Consider the following 17,158-nt stretch of genomic DNA (forward strand, 5'->3'; position numbering starts at 1 on the left):
TTCCGAAACCCCATTTGCGAAAGCAGATGGGGTTTTGTTTATGTAGAAGTCCATGATTTTCACCGGCACGTTGCGAGCGCAACGGACTGGTACACAGAATTTCTTGACGACCATAGAGCATTGGAACCACCTGATCCCATCCCGAACTCAGCAGTGAAACGATGCATCGCCGATGGTAGTGTGGGGTTTCCCCATGTGAGAGTAGGTCATCGTCAAGATTAAATTCCGAAACCCCTGTCTGCTAACGCAGATAGGGGTTTTGTCGTTTCAGGGCAGTACAAACGATAAGCAAAGCCATCAACCACCAGCGCGATGCAGCTGGAAGTTCACCGGTTTGCAACACCTGCCTCATCGGCCCTTTGCGCTGTGACCACCTGTCGGTTTCCGGCGTAGAAAGAAGATGATTCTCACAAATTTCTAAGATTTATCCTGTCTTGGCCGAAAGCCTGACGAGCCATGCGTGCACCGGAATAGAGCGGTCAAAGAGTCCGCCTATCCCGTTACATGGAATGTTGCATCCGGCACGCTCACCCCCTTTTGGCAAAAGAAGTCGATGAAATGAATCTCAAGTTCAGTCATAAAATTCTGTTGGCCGCGTCAGGCGTCGTGGTACTGGCCTTCGCGTTATTCACGTTGTACAACGACTACCTGCAGCGCAGCACCATCAAGCAAAACCTGGAGTCATCCATCCAGCAGTCGGGCGACCTGACCGCCAGCAGTGTGCAGAACTGGCTCAGTGGCCGGGTGCTGGTACTGGAAAGCCTTGCGCAGAACGTTGCCCATCAAGGCAGCGGCGCTGACCTGCCGGGCCTGGTCGATCAATCGGCGTTCACCTCGAACTTCCAGTTCACTTACGTCGGTTCAACCAACGGTGTGTTCACTCAACGCCCTGACGCGAAAATGCCCGATGACTACGACCCGCGTCAGCGTCCCTGGTACAAACAAGCTGTAATGGCCGACAAGACCATGCTGACTCCGCCCTACATGGCGGCGGTGGGAGGCCTGATCGTGACCATCGCCATGCCGGTCAAGAAGAATGGTGAGCTGCTCGGTGTGGTGGGCGGTGACTTGAGCCTGCAAACCTTGGTGAAGATCATCAACTCGGTAGATTTCGGTGGCATTGGCCATGCGTTCCTGGTCAGCGGTGACGGTCAGGTCATCGTCAGTCCCGATCAGGACCAAGTGATGAAAAATCTCAAGGATATCTACCCCGGCACTAACGTCCGTATCGAGAAGGTCAATCAGGACGTAGTGCTCAATGGCAAGGATCGGATTCTGTCCTTTACCCCGATCAGCGGCCTGCCGAATGCGGACTGGTACATCGGCCTGTCGATCGACAAAGACAAAGCCTACGCTCCGCTGGGTAAATTCCGCACTTCAGCCCTGATTGCCATGTTCATTGCGGTGGCGGCGATTGCCGTGCTCTTGAGTCTGCTGATCCAGGTGTTGATGCGTCCACTGACGACCATGGGTCGCGCCATGCAGGATATTGCCCAGGGCGAAGGCGATTTGACCCGCCGCCTGGCGGTTGAAAGCAAGGATGAGTTCGGTGAGCTAGGCAGTTCTTTCAATCAGTTCGTCGAGCGTATTCACGCCTCGATTTGCGAAGTGTCCTCGGCCACGCGCCAGGTGCATGACTTGTCCCAACGCGTGATGGCTTCCTCCAATGCGTCGATCATCGGCTCCGACGAGCAGAGCGCCCGTACCAACAGCGTGGCCGCTGCGATCAACGAACTGGGAGCTGCCACTCAGGAAATCGCGCGCAACGCCGCCGATGCTTCGCAGCACGCCAGTGGTGCCAGCGAGCAGGCTGATGATGGTCGCAAGGTGGTGGAGCAGACCATTCTGGCGATGTCGGAGTTGTCGCAGAAAATCAGCCTGTCCTGCACCCAGATCGAAACCCTGAATGCGAGCACCGACAATATCGGGCATATTCTGGATGTGATCAAAGGCATCTCGCAGCAAACCAACCTGCTGGCCCTCAACGCTGCGATTGAAGCCGCGCGTGCCGGGGAGGCGGGTCGTGGTTTCGCAGTAGTAGCCGATGAAGTGCGCAACCTCGCCCATCGCACTCAAGAGTCGGCAGAAGAGATCCACAAGATGATCACGTCCCTGCAGATCGGTTCGCGGGAAGCGGTTACCACGATGAACGCCAGCCAGGTATCCAGCGAAGAAAGCGTCGAAGTGGCAAACCAGGCCGGCGAACGTCTGGTGAGCGTGACGCAACGGATAGTCGAGATCGACGGCATGAACCAGTCGGTAGCGGCAGCCACCGAGGAACAGACCGCCGTGGTGGAAACCCTCAACGTCGACATCAACCAGATCAACCTGCTTAACCAGCAGGGTGTGGTCAACCTCAACGAAACCTTGAAAGACTGCGACGCGCTGTCTCAACAGGCCAATCGTTTGAAGCAGTTGGTCGACAGCTTCAAGATCTGACCGTCAGCTTGCAGGGTGGTGGTGAGGGGCATGACCACTCACCACCTGTTTAGCTCAATAACTGACGCACGTTCTCCAGCGCATTGTCGGTGAACGTTTGTACGAACGGCTCAAAGCCTTCCTGCTCTTGCTCGATGGGCTCGGCAATGATCATCCACGTCGCTCTGGCGTGGGCTTCCCCGACAGGCTCGACACTCATCGCGGCCCACAGTCGGGCGATGCCCAAGGTGTTGTAGATTGTGGTCCAGGTCATGTTCATGGCCTGTTCATCATGGCTGTTGAGTTGCTCCACCACCAGGTTTCCATCGTGGAAGCATTTCTTGCGCAGTGAGCCTACGCCTGCACCTGTTAACTCGATGTGCGACAGGGCAGGGATGAACGCATCAAACCCACCGAAGTGACCGACCACTTTCCACAGCGTGGCGGTAGAGCAGGCAATCACTACGGAAGACACCACAGGCTTGCCCCGTGGGTTTTTGATCAAGGTATCGGGTTGTAGCTGTTTCATAAGGTTCTCCTGTGGGCGAAACAGTGGTCAGAGGAAACCGATGTGCCTGAGGTAGTGACATCCCTTGCGTAGCAGCGCGGGGTCTTTTTCGGGGTACTGGGTGCCCATCTGTTCGACGCCTTGGCGGGCATTGTCATGGCGGATCATTGAGGTGTCGCCGATGTCTTCTCCCTCGCCATTGAGATAGAAGCCGAGCACACCGAACAGTGCGTTATCGCGGTCCACTCGGCTCAACTGCCGCTGCCAGTCGGCGATGCTGATTAGCTCAAAGACGTGTCCCGCCTCACGAAACGACTCGACGTAAGTTTCCCAGCTCAGTGGTTGCGGGTTGTGCAAGTTGAAAACCGTACGCGCCGGTTGCCAGTGACCGCAGTGGAATGCAACAAATCGAGCCAGGAAGTCCACCGGCATCAAATCAAAATTCAATACCAGGCGTGGGAGCAGCCCTAGCTGCAACGAACCCTTGAGCATCAGCATCAGGCGATTCTTCTGTGGCTGACAGACGCCGCTACGACTGTTGAAACTGATGTTCCCTGGTCGATGGATATTGACCCATGCGCCGCGTTCGACCGCACGTCCCAGCAGGCGCTCGGCTACCCATTTGGACAGGTTGTAGCCGTTCTGGATGTAGAGCGGTGGCGTGGCGGCGGCAGGGGCTTCAAGTACCTGGCCTTGTGCATCGACGCTGCTGGACGCCGACAGTGTCGAGATGAAATTGAAGACCTTCTTGCGCCCGGTCTCACACAAGCGCAGGCATTCAAGCACCGGTTCGACGTTGTCCTTGGCCAGTGCCGCATAATCCATGACGTGATTGACGTGAGCGGCGTTGTGTACCAGCACCCCGTACTCGTCAGCGAGGTAATCATAGTCCTCCGCCGCCAGCCCCAGGCGAGGCAGGCTGATGTCGGCGGCATACACCCGCACTCGGCTCAGGTCCAGGTGCTCCAACTGATAGTTGCGCAACGCCTCGGCAAATCGCATGGGCGCAGAGCACTCGGGAATCTCGCGCACCAGGCAGGCAACCTCAAGCGCGTCACCGGCCAGTAACGCTTCGACGATATGCGCGCCGACAAAACTGTTGGCGCCGGTGACAATCACCTTGCGGCGGTTCCCTGCTTGATCCGTCGGCAGCGTCGTCAAGTGCAGCTCACGCATTGCGTCCTGTGCAGCTTGGCTTGTCGGCGCATCGGTCGGTAGGTCATCGCCCATTAGCGCGGCGAGCGTACGAACCGTGGGCACTTCAATAAACCGATTGAGCGAAAGGCTGCGACCAAACTGCTCGCGGATGCGCAGGAGCAGGGTCGACAACAGGATGGAGTGACCGCCGAGATTGAAGAAACTGTCATCCGTCGACAGCTCGTCGACTGGTAAGGCCAACAGTTCACTCCACAGGTTCAGCAACTGTGATTCCCGAGCGGTTTGCGGTGCGCGGCGAGTGAAGTCCGAGGACGGCTGGACCCCCATCGCCAGCAATGCCTGCCGGTCGACTTTGCCACTGCTGGAGTGCGGCATGCTCGTCAGTTCGGTGCACACTGTTGGCTGCATATAGTCCGGTAGCGAGTGCTTGGCGTGCTGCTTGAGCGCCGACAAGGTGGCATGCAGTTGAGGTTGTGCCACGAAGGCGAGGATCCGCCGATCACGGTCAATCACCACCGCCACCTGACGAAACAGCTGACTGCTGCGCAGGCAGTGTTCGATCTCCTGCGGCTCGACGCGAAAGCCGCGGATTTTCACTTGGTTGTCCCGACGCCCGCCCAGTACGATGCCGTCATCGGTCCATTTCGCCATGTCGCCACTGCGATAGGCCCGCAAGGTCTTGCCATCGGGTAGCGAGAGTTTTACGTAGCGCTGCGCCGTCTGTTGCGGGTTATTCACATAGCCCAGGCTCACTCCGGGACCGACGATGTACAGCTCGCCCATGACCTGTTCATCCACCGGTTGCAGCTCATCGTCAAGGATCAGCACTTGGCTGTTGGCGATGGGGATGCCGAGGTTATGGTTGCTGTCAGCAGGCTGCATTGTGCGGCTAGTCACCAGGACCGTGGCTTCGGTCGGACCGTAGAAGTTGTGCAACTGACACTGCCCGGCCAGCCGTTCGATGACGTGGGGTTCGCAGGTGTCGCCTCCGGTCAGCAGATGAGTCAGGCCCAGTGGGGGATCCAGCGGCAGAATGCTCAGCAGTGCGGGCGGCAGGAACGCGTGGGTGATACGTTGTTCGCGGATCAGCTCCACCAATTGTTGTGGGTCACGGCGCTGATCGTCGTTGGGCACGATCAGCTCGGCACCCTGAATCAAGGTTGGGAAGATATCGATCAGCGAAGAATCAAAGCTCAGGGACGAACACTGCAGGACACGGCTGAATTCTGTCAGTTGCAAATGAGGAGCTATCCAGGCCGTGAAATGGGCCAGGTTGTATTGGCTCAGCATGACGCCCTTGGGTTGTCCGATTGTGCCTGAGGTATAGAGCACCATACAGGGCGCGTCCGCCAAGGGACGGTGGTGCACTAAGGGTTCGGGGCAGTCGGTGTCGACGGCACTGATGTCCAATGAAACGAAGTGCTCGCGCAATGGGTGCGTACCATCGTCCAGCAGCACCGATGCGTTGGCACTTTCCAGCATGGTCTGCTGGCGTTGCAGTGGATGCCCAGGCTCCAGCGGCAGGTACACCGCGCCGCAGCCGAGGATGGCCAGGATGCCTGCGTAAAGCTCGACGGATTTGCCCAGGCAGATAGCGACCACCGGCGCGGTATCAAACGGCGCCAGCAAGGGTTGCAGGCGCCCCTGGATGGACTGGCTCTGGAGATGCAACTGACGATAACTGAAGGTGATGCCCGCGATATTCAGCGCGGGTCGTTCGGCGAAACGGTGAAAGCTTTGTTCCAGCCGCTCGATCATTGGGACTTGGGCTTTTTGCAGAAGTGTCGGGTCAGCGGTCCGGTTATAGCGATGCAGATACGCCAGTGAATCCAGCCTTTGCAGATCGTGCTCCTGATAATCGTGGGCAGTCGATGTTCGCGAGAAATATCCGGCATCTCGCGAGAGTCCACTGACGTGCAGGGCAACCCATTCGGCAAGACGGGCCACCGCGCGTTGTCGCAGCCTCTGCCCATTGCCGCAGGCATCTGCGGTAACCTCCAGGGTGGCGAGCAGGCGGTGCTCTTTGTCGTAGCCTCTGAACTGCAGCGCCGGTAGCCCACAGTCGGTCACCGAGCCGATACCCAGGCGCAGGCTCATCCATGCCGTTGCGATGAATCCTGCTGGCACCGGTTGGCTTGCGTCTTCGATCAGCAGGTCAACGTCTTGCCATACGGTCATCGAAAGCAGCTCATGGCCGTAGGGCTCCAACGCTTCCCTGATCTCCTTCAACGCCCTGCTGGTACCGATCAGCACAATCCTCAAGCGCCTCATGAGCTTCCCCCTGGCACCGGCAGGTAGGCGCTCAGCGCTTGCGAGACGCAAGGTGATTGCAGCAAGCCGCTGTGGCGCAGCAAGCCCATGATATTACCCACCAGCGGGTGCTGGCGGGTAATGGGAAAGGCCAGGGCATGGACCTCGGCCTGAAGGGCAGCGCGAGTGTTGGGGCTGACGTCCAGGTGCTCGATCAATTGCAGGTCGAAGTCTTTTTGCAGCTCGTTGGTCAGGTAATGCTGAAGGAACACCGGCAGGATTTGGGCGATGGTGGTGCGGTCTTCCTCGCTTGCTGTCAGCCAGTAGCGGCGTACCAGGTGTGTCCAGAATCCGGCATGGCGGCCTTCGTCAAACAAGTGATCGGCCATCAAGCCCCTGATGGACTGCTTGACGCTGTCGTCTTTGGAAAACGCCGCGACGTCCTGGGTCACGGTGTTCTCCGCGATCGCCACGCAAATCAGCTCTACGGCGTCGCGCAAGTGTTCGGGAGCCAGGCTCAGTGCTACAGGGATCGCCACACTAAGCTCGATTTGTGCTGGCAGCTCCAGGGGTGGGATACCGGTCATTTCTATCGTCTGTTGCATGAAGTCCAGGGCGACGAGGGCGTGGTAGTCCTCATCGATGACCACGGTCATTGCGTTGTAGCGACAGGCGAAAGGGAAGGGCACCGAAAATCGGTTCTTGGCAATGCTACGGGCGGTCTTATCAACGATTTCGGTTTCGAAGATCACCACATCGTTGATGAACTTGTAGAACGTCTGCACCAGGACAAAGTCGCGCCATTGGGAGCACTGTTCGAGAAAGGTTGCGGTGAGTACCAAGGGCTGGCGGCACAGAGGGAAGATCAGCTTGTCGTCATCCTCCAGCAGACGGCGAGGTCGTGTACGGATCGTGGCGCGCTGCTCCCAATCTTCGGCAAATGAACGGTAATCGGCGGAGTTCATACGCTCACCCCTTGCGCCTTGGCATGGCGGTTCTGGCGTAATCCATCCCATAAGGCAAGGCGATTCTCCACGGCGGCGAGAGCGGCGTCGCAGGCTTGTTGCTCGCGGTGCGGGTCGGTGAGGATCAGGCGCCGGAGCAGTTGTTCCACTGCTGGCCCATGATCGTGGGCGTCCAGTTCGATGTGTCGCTTGAGGTAGTAACACAAGGTAGGCGCCTGGCGGTGGGCGATGTCACAGCCGTCGAGGAAGCGTTTGAACATCGCCGGGATGACGCTCTCCCGACCATGCAGAAAGGCTGCAGCTACGCAATGAGTCGGCGCGTTCAAGGCGATGTGCAAGGTACTTCTGACAAAGCGGGCCACGGCGGGGTGGATATCGATCTGTTGCAATGCCGTTTCCACGCTTGTGCCTTCACGCTGAAGGGTGATGAACGTTTCGATGGCGGTGGTGTTGGCGCCGACTTCGCGCATAGCCTCCAGGTACAGCTCGAAGTGACTGCAGTGTCCTGCGGCCACACGCTCGTCTGATTCCTCGCCCAGTACGATTTCATTGATCAGGCGTGCTGCCTGTGGGTCCACGGGTGGCAGCCAGGGCAGACGTACGCAGGTCAAGTCTTGTTGCAGGCGTTTGACCAGTGTCATGAAGTCCCAAACGGCAAATACATGGTGTTGCATGAAGTATTGAAGTTTGGGGCGTGAATTTATATCTAGAAATATCGGATGGCTGCGTAGTTGCAACTTTTTTTGTTCAAGTAGTGTTTGGCATTGAAACATGTTGGGTGCCTATAAAACGTTATGTCAGTGCTGGTAAGAGCGATTTGTTTCGGCGACAAATGAGTGTTGGGTTGACTGGCGAGAGAATATTTTTAACCAGCGGCCGGGGTTACAGCCTTTCAGCAGGCAACACGCTGGGGTAACGCCAAGGCCTTCTCTAAAGGGACGCCGAACGCAATGAGCCCAAGCCAGTGTTAACGTGGTCGGTTGGGGGATTCAGAAATTAATAAAAAACAAGCGGGTTAAGTGCTTGGTATTTTTTATTGTTTTACAAGTAAGAAAGTTGGCGGTGGGGATATTCTACTGTTGAAGTGGGAAGTTTCCTTTTGGATTGCAGGTTTAAATGGGAGAGTTTCAGGCAGGTACCGACAGCCAGCCGACTGATGCAGGGCATGCACGCGAAAATGGTATGTGTACCGTTATGCAAAAGATGCAACATGTCCCCCGACATCAATAGGCCAGGCGGCCTATTGTGTTATGACCTAAGGTTCATGCAGCGCCTTTGTGGTCGAAGGGGTCACTGAGTTCCCTGGAAAACTTACAGCGGACCTTGTTTGTCGGTCCGCTCAAGACCGTTCAGGTAGTTTGTAATCACCTCCATCCCCCGCATGAGATGGTTGCGCAAGGTCAGAATGCTTTCGTCTACCTTCTTTTGTGCCACCAGATTCAGCAGTTCGCGGTGGTCTTCCTGGGAAGTCTCGCCCAGTCCCATGGACTCGAGGTTGAAACGCAGGAAGCGTTCCTCTTCGTTCAGCCCGTGCTCCACCAGCTTGAGCAGCCGCTGATTGGGTGCCTTGCCATACAAGACCATGTGAAACAGGCGATTGAGTCGGCCAATTTCGGTGTAGTCGGTTTCGCGTTCAAGGGCGTCAATACAGGTGCCGGCCTCGACGATATCGTCATCAGTGAGCAAGGGGATCGACAAGCGTAGCGCTTCGGATTCCAGAAGCAGGCGCAGGGCATAGGTTTCAGCCGAGTTGTCTTCAATCAGGGGCGCGACCACCGCTCCTTTATGGGTCACGACATGCAGCAGTGACTGGGCCTCCAGCTGGCGCAGGGCTTCGCGTACGGGCATCCGACTGACCCCGAACAGGCTGGCCAGCTCTTGCTGGCGCATGGCGGTGCCGCAGGGCAGGCGACCATCGAGGATGGCGTTGCGCAAGGTTTCTTCAATCACGGAGCGAGCAAGGTGGGCGGGAATGGGTCCGCTGATCTTGATGCTGCTCAAAGGGTTCGGCTTCTGCGTCACGACTACGCTATCCTCCTTTTTAGAATAGGCTGGCTTATTGGATCCAATGCACACTAGAGGCTGCCTGTAAGCTTGTCAAACGGGCAAGGTTTCTGTTTGTAAGGCCTTACATCACTTCCTTTCTTTATCTCACAGGCCTTGGTTCAAAAAGCTTGGCGCTGCCAGGGTGATTGCATCGTGCCATTGTTTTTTGCCGATTGAAGCTTCACCATTCATTGAAATTCCGTCTCTCTCCACGGACTGAACGCATTGGCGGTACGTTTTATTCCCTCCCGGATCCTGTGCTGGCTGTTTTCGGCACTGCTGCTGGCTGGCTTATTGCCTGGCGGGTTGCATGCCGATTGGGATTTCTCCCAGATCAGCCGCAAGGCAACCGCCTTGTACGGTCCGCTGGGGGAAGGCCAGCAACGTATCGATGCCTGGCAGCGGCTGTTGGCGACACAAAAGCAAGTCAGCGAGTTGGAACAGCTGAAGGTGGTCAACCTGTTCTTCAACAAACAGATGCATTATGTGGAAGACATCGACCTGTGGCATCAGGTGGATTATTGGGAAACCCCCATCGAAGCCCTGTGGAAGGGGGCAGGGGATTGCGAAGACTATGCAATCGCCAAGTATTTCAGCCTGCGTCACCTGGGCGTCTCCAGCGACAAATTGCGCATTACCTATGTCAAGGCGTTGCGTCAGAATCGCGCCCACATGGTCTTGACCTATTATTCGACGCCAGAGGCCATCCCGCTGGTGCTCGACAGTCTGATGGATGAAATCGAGCCGGCCACCCGACGTACCGATTTGCTGCCTGTCTACTCCTTCAACGCCGAAGGGTTATGGCTGCCGGGTGCCAAGGGCAACAAAAAAATCGGTGACACCAAACGCTTGTCGCGCTGGCAGGATGTGTTGAGAAAAATGCGTGCGGAAGGCTTTCCAGCCGAGCCTGCCAACTAGGAGTAACTGTTCAGATGTCTCTGTTCAAACAACTGTTGATCGCTATCTGTCTGTTCCTGGTGGTCGCCTTCAGTGGCAGCTTCATGGTCAGCCTGGAAAGCTCGCGTACTCAATACGTGAACCAGTTGCGCTCCCACGCGCAGGACGCGGCGACAGCCCTGGCACTGTCCCTGACCCCTAATATCGACGACCCGGCGATGGTGGAGTTGCTGGTCAGCTCGATCTTCGACAGCGGCTACTATGCCAGCATCCGTGTGGTGGACCTGGCGACCGACAAGACCATCGTCGAACGCAGCGGCATCCCCGACAACAATGGCGTGCCGAACTGGTTCGTTAAGTTGATCGGGCTGGAGCCGGCCGGTGGCGATGCCTTGGTCAGCCGCGGTTGGGAACAGGCGGCGCGGGTCGAGGTGGTCAGCCACCCGATGTTCGCCCTGGCCAAACTCTGGCAGAGCGCCCTCGGCAGCCTCAGCTGGTTGCTGCTGTGTGGCGCGGTCAGTGCGGTGCTCGGGGCCTTGTTGCTGCGCCGTCAATTGAAGCCTCTGGATTACATGGTCAAACAGTCCCACGCGATTGCTCGCCGGGAATTTCTCAGCCTGCCTGAGTTGCCGCGTACGCCTGAGCTGCGGCGGGTGGTGCAGGCGATGAACCAGATGGTGGAGAAGCTCAAGGCACTGTTCCAGGAGCAGGCTGAGCGCAGCGAAAAGCTACGGGTCGAGTCTTATCAGGACAACCTCACCGGGCTGGCCAACCGTCGTTATTTCGAGATGCAACTTAACGCCCGCGTCAGCAACCCGGAAGAAACCAGTTCCGGCTATTTGCTGCTGCTGCGGGTCAAGGACCTGGCCGGCCTCAACCAGCGCCTGGGTGGTCAGCGTACTGACCAGTTGTTGCAGGCGGTAGGCGAGCAACTGCTGCGCCAATGCGAGCCTTACCCGGAGACCCACAACCTGGTCACCCGTATCCGAGGTGGCGAGTTCGCCGTGCTGGCGCCGGGGCTGATGCGCGAAGAGGCGTTGCAACTGGCACAGAACCTGGAAAGTACCTTGCTCAGCCTGCAAGCGACGGGTGCCAGTGACGTCACGCCGGTCGCCTACATCGGCCTGGCGCCGTTCAGCCATGGCGACGCACCGCAGGCGTTGCTGACCTTGGCCGATCAAGCCCTGGCCCAGGCCGAAGGCCAGGGAGATGCCAGTTGGGTTTGCCTCGACCAAAGCGCCGCCGCCAGTGTCGGTGACGACCACCATGCCTGGCACACCCTGCTGGACGGTGCGTTGACCCAACGGCGCTTCCAACTGTACTTCCAGCCGGTGGTCGCCAGCCAGGATTCTCAGTTGGTTCTGCACTACAAAGTCTTGTCTCGTCTGGTGGATGACCACGGCCATACCATCCCGGCAGGACGTTTCCTGCCCTGGCTTGAACGTTTCGGCTGGTCGGCACGCCTGGACCGCTTGATGCTGGAGCTGGTGCTCAAGCAGATGAGCAGCCACACCCAGTGCCTGGCGTTGAATCTATCGGCCGCTACCCTGGCAGACCCGCAAGCCCTGAACCGGATTTTTGACCTGTTGCGTCAGCACTCCAACCTGGGGCCGCGCCTGACCCTGGAAATTGGTGAAGAGCAATTGCCTGAACAGGCCGTGTTGGAGCAACTCACCCAGCGCCTGCGTGAACTCGGCTTCGCCCTCAGCCTGCAGCGTTTTGGCGGGCGGTTCAGCATGATCGGTAACCTGGCGCGCCTGGGCCTTGCCTACCTGAAGATCGACGGCAGCTACATTCGTGATATCGATCAGGAGAGCGACAAGCGCCTGTTTATCGAAGCGATCCAGCGCGCCGCCCACAGCATCGACCTGCCACTGATCGCTGAGCGCGTGGAAACCGAGGGAGAGTTGAAGGTGATCCGCGAGATGGGGATTTTCGGGGTGCAGGGGCAGTTGTTTGGTGAGCCGGCGCCATGGCGGTAACGGCGTCATCTCTGTCGCCGCTGTCGAGGTACGGGGTGTGAGATCAGATCAAACCGGTTTCGTCGTCGTCGATCAAATGACTCAGGCCGCCCAATGATTCCCGTGCGCTGCTACGGTCTTTCAACTTCTCCTGCGCGGCGACCGGCAAGTCGGTCAGGTTGATCACACCTTTCTGGATCAGTACCTGAATCAAGTCTTCCAGCACCCGGATCATCTCCGAGTCACTGTGCTTGAGCTGCTTGAGGCTCACCTCCGCTTTTTCGTCGGCGAACCAAGCCTGGATCTCAAGGTGATCGGACGGCAAGGTCCCTGTCGACTCAGCATACGGCGCCGTTTCTACGCGAATCAGCTCACCCTGTGCATCACGTTGCACGTAGAACATTGAACATCCCTCATGAGAACTGGCAACAACCTGTCAGCAGCATAGGCCAACGGCGTGCATTTGGCCGTGAGTATGCCGTGCAACCGTGACGCCATGCCAGTGATGGGCGGCCTGAAATGAACCGGCCGCCTCAAGAGGCGGCCGATACAGTGCAGCTTAGGTGTGATCGACCTTGATGGTCGGGTCGGCACCGCTGATCAACGAGTTGATCGTCTGACCGGACCAGTTGTTACCTTCCAGTTTGATCGTGACATCCGCATTGGCCACGCCGCCGGCTGCGTTGAGCTTGCCTTCGGAGCTGATCTGCAGCGTTGTCACGTTATCCACCGTGGTCAACTTCAGGAAGTTGTCGATGGTGCCGTCGGTTTCGCCCTTGAGCAGGTCGCGCAAGTCGATACGGTCGCCTTCCGAGGCCTTGAAGTCCTTGATCACATCGTTGCCGGTGTCACCGGCTCTCCAGATAAAGGTGTCGGCACCCGAGCCGCCGATCAGGATGTCATTGCCCTGGCCGCCGATCAGTGTGTCGTTACCGGTACCGCCCAGCAGGATGTCGTTACCTTTGCCGCCGTCGAGGTAGTCGTTACCGCCCTGGCCGAACAGGATGTCATCACCCGAGCCACCCAGCAGGGTGTCGTTACCGTCTTTGGCACCCGAGGTGTCGAATTCGGTGTAGTGCTCGGTGATGTACTTGTGCACGTCCTGGCCGGTAACGGAGGCTACTGTTACGCCATTCTTGCCTGCCACGTAGGTCTGGATGGCGTTGTAACCCTCGCCTGGAATACCCGGGAAGCTCACCAGATCGCCGAACAGGATGTCGTTGCCATCACCACCATCGACACGGTCGGCACCCGGCAGGGTGGCCTCGCTGTGGCCGAGGATGGCATTAGCCAAGTCCTTCGGATCGATGTTGGCCTGTGGCTTGCCGTCGCTGTCGTACGGTTTCAACTGGTCCAGGCTGACACCGCTGTTCAGGCCGATGGCTTCGACACCGCCCGTGGATAAACCGCTGAGCAGTGCAAACGCGGAGCCGGAGTTGCTGGTGGTAGCGCTGTCGGTGGAGCCACCAGAACCGCCACGGATCGACAATTCAAAGGTGCCATCCCCTTGGGCGTGGATGATTCCCGGGTTGGATTGTGACCAGCCCCAGCTGTTATTGGTCCAGACGGTCACGTTCCCGCTGGCATCAATGTCAATTTGGTGAGTGCTGTCGGGCCTGGTGCTGAATGCGCTGCCCAGGGTGTAGTTGCTGCTGGTGACGACATCATCCAACCTCACACTGCCGTACAAGATCGGGTTGGTCTGCTCGCTGTACTGGTAATACGTCGGCTGACCGTCGGTGATGAAGTACGTGGTGTTGATTGCGCCGGTGTTGCCTTTCGCCTGGGCACTGTTGAAGAAGTTGGCCGTGGCCTTGAACACATCTTCGTAGTTGGTCCCGCCGCCTGACACCATCGAGTCCAGGACAGTCTTCAGAGCATCCAGGGCGCCAGGGTCTTTCAGGTTGACCGAAATCGTCTTGTTGACCTGGGTATCGAAATCCGCCAGGAAGATATTCACGGTGCCCGAGGTGCTGGAGCCAAGGCTGTCTTGCAGTGACTTGAACACGGTGGTCAGCGAGTCTTTCGCTGCCTGCACCGAGGCCACACTCATACTGCCCGAGGTGTCCACCATGAACGCGATGTTGTAATTCTTGCCCTGGACCACGTTCAGGCCCGAAACGTCCGCCACGATGATGTCGTTGCCACCGGTGCCGGCGACGTTGTCATCGCCCGAGGTGCCCATCGACGGTGTATAGGTGCCCGGGTAGATTTTGACCGGGATCGTGGCCGTGCTACTCGCCGAACCGCCCAGGCTTTCAGTCGAGGTTGAGGTGACCGTCAGATTGAACGTGCCATTGTAATAAGGCGGTGGTTTGATCGCGAGGTTGGCAAGGTCCCAACCCAATACGTTTACTTCGCCGTTGCTGGCGGTTGCGGTGAATGTATGGCCCGCACCATCGGTGAGCACCGAGCCCGCCGGAATGCCACTGACTTTCACGGCCAGAGACTCAGAACCATCGGTGTCGGTCAGTGCAGTGGTCACCTTGGACAGGTGGACATTGCTGTTTTCCAGACCTTCGTTAGGTTTGTAGGCCGTGTAATACCCATCACCACTGCTGCCAGTGAACTCAGACAGGTTGACCCCCGCGTTGATCAGGTCTTGACGGTCGGTGTAGAGCGGTACGCCGCCGCTACTTAGATCGATAGCCGCAGCGCCGTTGACTGACAGGTTTACATCATAGCTACCGGGGCCCGACTGGTTGGAGTGGTAGACATCGATGGTGTAGTAGCCGCTGGTGGTCGGCACGAACGTACCGTTCAACGCACCGCCCGCTCCCCACGTGGTGGTCGCTACATCCTTGCCTCCGATGTTGACGACCAGGCTGTCATCTCCGGTACCGGTGAATTTGTAAGACTTGCCGGCCTCCAGATAAATCAGGCCAGAGGTTTTCGAGCCGGTGCCCAGAGCCACGTTGCCGGTGGACTGAACGTTGGTCTCTACTGTCGTGCTGTTTGGCGTACCGGCATTATCGATGGCCGCTTTGAGTCGGTCAGCGGAAACACCGTTGCCATCAGTCCCCAGCCCTTTGAGATTGGTCCAGGTTTCTTTGATCAGACCAATGGAGGGTGGGATCGCCTGGGAGTTGTCGGTGGTTAACGTTGGTTTGTCGGCCACCGGCGTGATGTCGACTTTCATCGTGGCAGTGTTGCCCAGGTCCTTGCCATCGGTTGGCTGGAACTTGAACTGTGCGTAGTCCGCCTGCTTGTTGCCCACACCTGTGCCGCCGTAGCCATCGACACCGGATTCGTTGGCGTTCGGCATGAAGCGCAACTGGCCACCGTCGATCTGGGCCTTGGTGAAGGTCTGGCCGGCGGTCACGTTGCTCCAGGTGACGCCATCTGCTGCGAGGAACTGCAACTTCCCGGCAACCGGCAGCTCGGTGATTTTCACCCCGAGGCTGGCTTGTGGAGAGTCCACATCGGTGACACCGAAGTTGGACCAGGTCAGGGCCAGCGGGGTGTCTTCCGTGCCGGTGACAGCGCTGCCAGTGGCAACCGGTGGATCGTTGACTGCCACCACGTTGACCGTGGCGGTCGCCACGTTGGAGTAGTTGCCGCCGTCGGTCACGGTCACGGTGATGGTCCGTGGCGTGGTGCTCGGGTCGTGGCTGTTATTGCTGAACGTGATGTTCTTGATCTGCTGCGTGTAATCAGCCAGTGACGCCGTGCCGGTCAGGGTCAGGGTGATCTTGCCGGTGGCAGGGTCCGTGGCCGAGGTCACGGTGATGCCGGCGACGTTGGTGAAGTTCAGCGAGTCGCCCTGTTGGGTGTTGGTCAAGACCACGGTGGCGCCGGTCAGCTGAGTGCTGTCCGGGTCGGTGATCTTGATGTCAGTGTCAGCAATCGACACACCAGCGCCGCCTTCGGTGAAGGTGGTTTTGTAGTTGGCACCCGTGGCACCGCTGGAGTCGTTGGCGTCCAGGTCGATGACCGGTGGCGCGTCATTGTCGATGATCGACGTGGTGACACTGCCGTTGGTGCCGCTGATCGCCAGGTTCTCGAAGTTGCCACCGGTGGTCTTGTCGATGGTGATCACGAAGTTTTCCGTAGGCTCGGTCAACTTGTCATCGATGGTCTTGATATCGAACGTCGCGCTGCTGGAGCCAGCCGGAATCTTCACGGTGTACACGCCGGTGAAGTCCGAACCGTCGGTGGCCGTGCCGCTGTACTTGAGGGTCACAGTGACGTCGGTAGCCGCCGGGTTGGTCAGGTTCAGCGTGTAGTGAGCGGTCTGGCCTTCGTTGACCGAGGCATCGCCCGCGATGCTGATCACGGTGTTGTTCACCACGTCCGTCACTTTGGTGACGACCGGGGTGCCCACCACAATCAGGTTCTCGTACTTGTCGCCGCCGCTGACCACGTTGGTGATCTTGGCCGACACATCGTTGGCGCCGACGTAGACGTCATTAGGTGCGGTGACATTGACGGTGCTGGTGGTCTTGCCATTGCCGATGGTAATGGTCGAGCCGTTGTCCAGCTTGACCACCAGGTCGGAGCCGACGTTGGTCACGGCGGCACCGTTCTTGTCCACGAGGCTGGCGGTGTAGGTGATCTGGCCACCCTCGGCAACGCTGTTGGTGGCGGTCAGTACAACCTTCACGTCGTCGATGGTGTCGTTGATGACGGTGGTTGCACCGTCGCCCGCTACAACCAGCTTCTCGAAGTTGCCGCCAGCGGTGTCGGTGATCTTGACGGTCTGGGTGCTCTTGTCGATGAACACGTCATCGCCGGGTGCGGCGACGCTCACGGTGCCAACGGTTTCGCCAGCCTTGATGGTGATGGTCGAGCCGTTATCCAGCTTCAGCGTGACGTCAGTGCCTGCCTTGTTGGAGAGCGTAGCGGTATAGGTGATCTGGCCACCTTCGTTGACTTCGCTAGGCGCGGTCAGCGTGACAGTGGTGGTGTCGGTGGTGCCCGGGGTGTCGGTCACAGTGGTGGTGACCGGCGTTTTA

General features: G+C 58.3%; 9 protein-coding genes, 1 rRNA gene and 1 pseudogene. 4 read left to right on the forward strand and 7 right to left on the reverse strand.

The genetic code is table 11. The features are described from left to right. Positions 1-102 precede the first annotated feature (102 nt). Positions 103-218: ribosomal RNA gene (gene rrf / locus GNF76_RS28685) — 5S ribosomal RNA — on the forward strand. Between the two features lie 340 nt (positions 219-558). Next, a complete protein-coding gene (locus GNF76_RS28690) occupies positions 559-2,439 on the forward strand; it encodes a methyl-accepting chemotaxis protein (protein WP_155586415.1) in 1,881 nt (626 codons plus the stop codon). A gap of 49 nt (positions 2,440-2,488) precedes the next feature. Here GNF76_RS28690 and GNF76_RS28695 read toward each other — a convergent pair whose 3' ends face one another. The 5 genes from GNF76_RS28695 to GNF76_RS28715 all read right to left on the reverse strand — a co-directional run bounded on the left by GNF76_RS28695 (position 2,489) and on the right by GNF76_RS28715 (position 9,321). Beyond that, positions 2,489-2,947, reverse strand: coding sequence for an SRPBCC family protein (locus GNF76_RS28695; RefSeq protein ID WP_155586416.1), 459 nt, complete (start codon positions 2,945-2,947; stop codon positions 2,489-2,491). A gap of 27 nt (positions 2,948-2,974) precedes the next feature. Beyond that, complete coding sequence (locus tag GNF76_RS28700) at positions 2,975-6,355, reverse strand: amino acid adenylation domain-containing protein (RefSeq protein ID WP_155586417.1); 3,381 nt, start codon at positions 6,353-6,355, stop codon at positions 2,975-2,977. Continuing rightward, positions 6,352-7,299, reverse strand: a complete 948-nt coding sequence (locus GNF76_RS28705) for a diiron oxygenase (protein ID WP_155586418.1) — start codon at positions 7,297-7,299, stop codon at positions 6,352-6,354. Before GNF76_RS28705 ends, GNF76_RS28700 begins: the two co-directional genes overlap by 4 nt. Next, a complete protein-coding gene (locus tag GNF76_RS28710) occupies positions 7,296-8,072 on the reverse strand; it encodes a DUF3050 domain-containing protein (RefSeq protein ID WP_155586419.1) in 777 nt (258 codons plus the stop codon). The genes GNF76_RS28705 and GNF76_RS28710 overlap by 4 nt, the downstream gene beginning before the upstream one ends. A gap of 538 nt (positions 8,073-8,610) precedes the next feature. After that, positions 8,611-9,321, reverse strand: coding sequence for an FCD domain-containing protein (locus GNF76_RS28715; protein WP_178123643.1), 711 nt, complete (start codon positions 9,319-9,321; stop codon positions 8,611-8,613). Between the two features lie 249 nt (positions 9,322-9,570). Here GNF76_RS28715 and lapG point away from each other — a divergent pair, with 249 nt between their 5' ends. Both lapG and lapD read left to right on the forward strand, forming a co-directional pair. Further along, positions 9,571-10,263, forward strand: coding sequence for a cysteine protease LapG (lapG, locus tag GNF76_RS28720; protein ID WP_155586420.1), 693 nt, complete (start codon positions 9,571-9,573; stop codon positions 10,261-10,263). A gap of 14 nt (positions 10,264-10,277) precedes the next feature. After that, entirely contained in the window at positions 10,278-12,224 is a 1,947-nt protein-coding gene (lapD, locus tag GNF76_RS28725) for a cyclic di-GMP receptor LapD (RefSeq protein WP_155586421.1), read from the forward strand. A gap of 43 nt (positions 12,225-12,267) precedes the next feature. Here lapD and GNF76_RS28730 read toward each other — a convergent pair whose 3' ends face one another. Both GNF76_RS28730 and GNF76_RS28735 read right to left on the reverse strand, forming a co-directional pair. Further along, a complete protein-coding gene (locus tag GNF76_RS28730; RefSeq protein WP_155586422.1) occupies positions 12,268-12,606 on the reverse strand; it encodes a tryptophan synthase subunit beta in 339 nt (112 codons plus the stop codon). Positions 12,607-12,762: 156 nt separating this feature from the next. Continuing rightward, positions 12,763-17,158: pseudogene (locus GNF76_RS28735) on the reverse strand (LapA family giant adhesin); the annotation flags it as partial.

The sequence above is a fragment of the Pseudomonas spelaei genome, assembly GCF_009724245.1.
GTDB classification, from domain to species: domain Bacteria; phylum Pseudomonadota; class Gammaproteobacteria; order Pseudomonadales; family Pseudomonadaceae; genus Aquipseudomonas; species Aquipseudomonas spelaei.

Coding starts and splice junctions, on each gene's coding strand:
- GNF76_RS28695 (WP_155586416.1), bottom strand. CDS start 2,947: ATGAAACAGCTACAACCCGATACCTTGATCAAAAACCCACGGGGCAAG.
- GNF76_RS28690 (WP_155586415.1), top strand. CDS start 559: ATGAATCTCAAGTTCAGTCATAAAATTCTGTTGGCCGCGTCAGGCGTC.
- GNF76_RS28710 (WP_155586419.1), bottom strand. CDS start 8,072: ATGTTTCAATGCCAAACACTACTTGAACAAAAAAAGTTGCAACTACGC.
- GNF76_RS28700 (WP_155586417.1), bottom strand. CDS start 6,355: ATGAGGCGCTTGAGGATTGTGCTGATCGGTACCAGCAGGGCGTTGAAG.
- GNF76_RS28705 (WP_155586418.1), bottom strand. CDS start 7,299: ATGAACTCCGCCGATTACCGTTCATTTGCCGAAGATTGGGAGCAGCGC.
- GNF76_RS28730 (WP_155586422.1), bottom strand. CDS start 12,606: ATGTTCTACGTGCAACGTGATGCACAGGGTGAGCTGATTCGCGTAGAA.
- lapD (WP_155586421.1), top strand. CDS start 10,278: ATGTCTCTGTTCAAACAACTGTTGATCGCTATCTGTCTGTTCCTGGTG.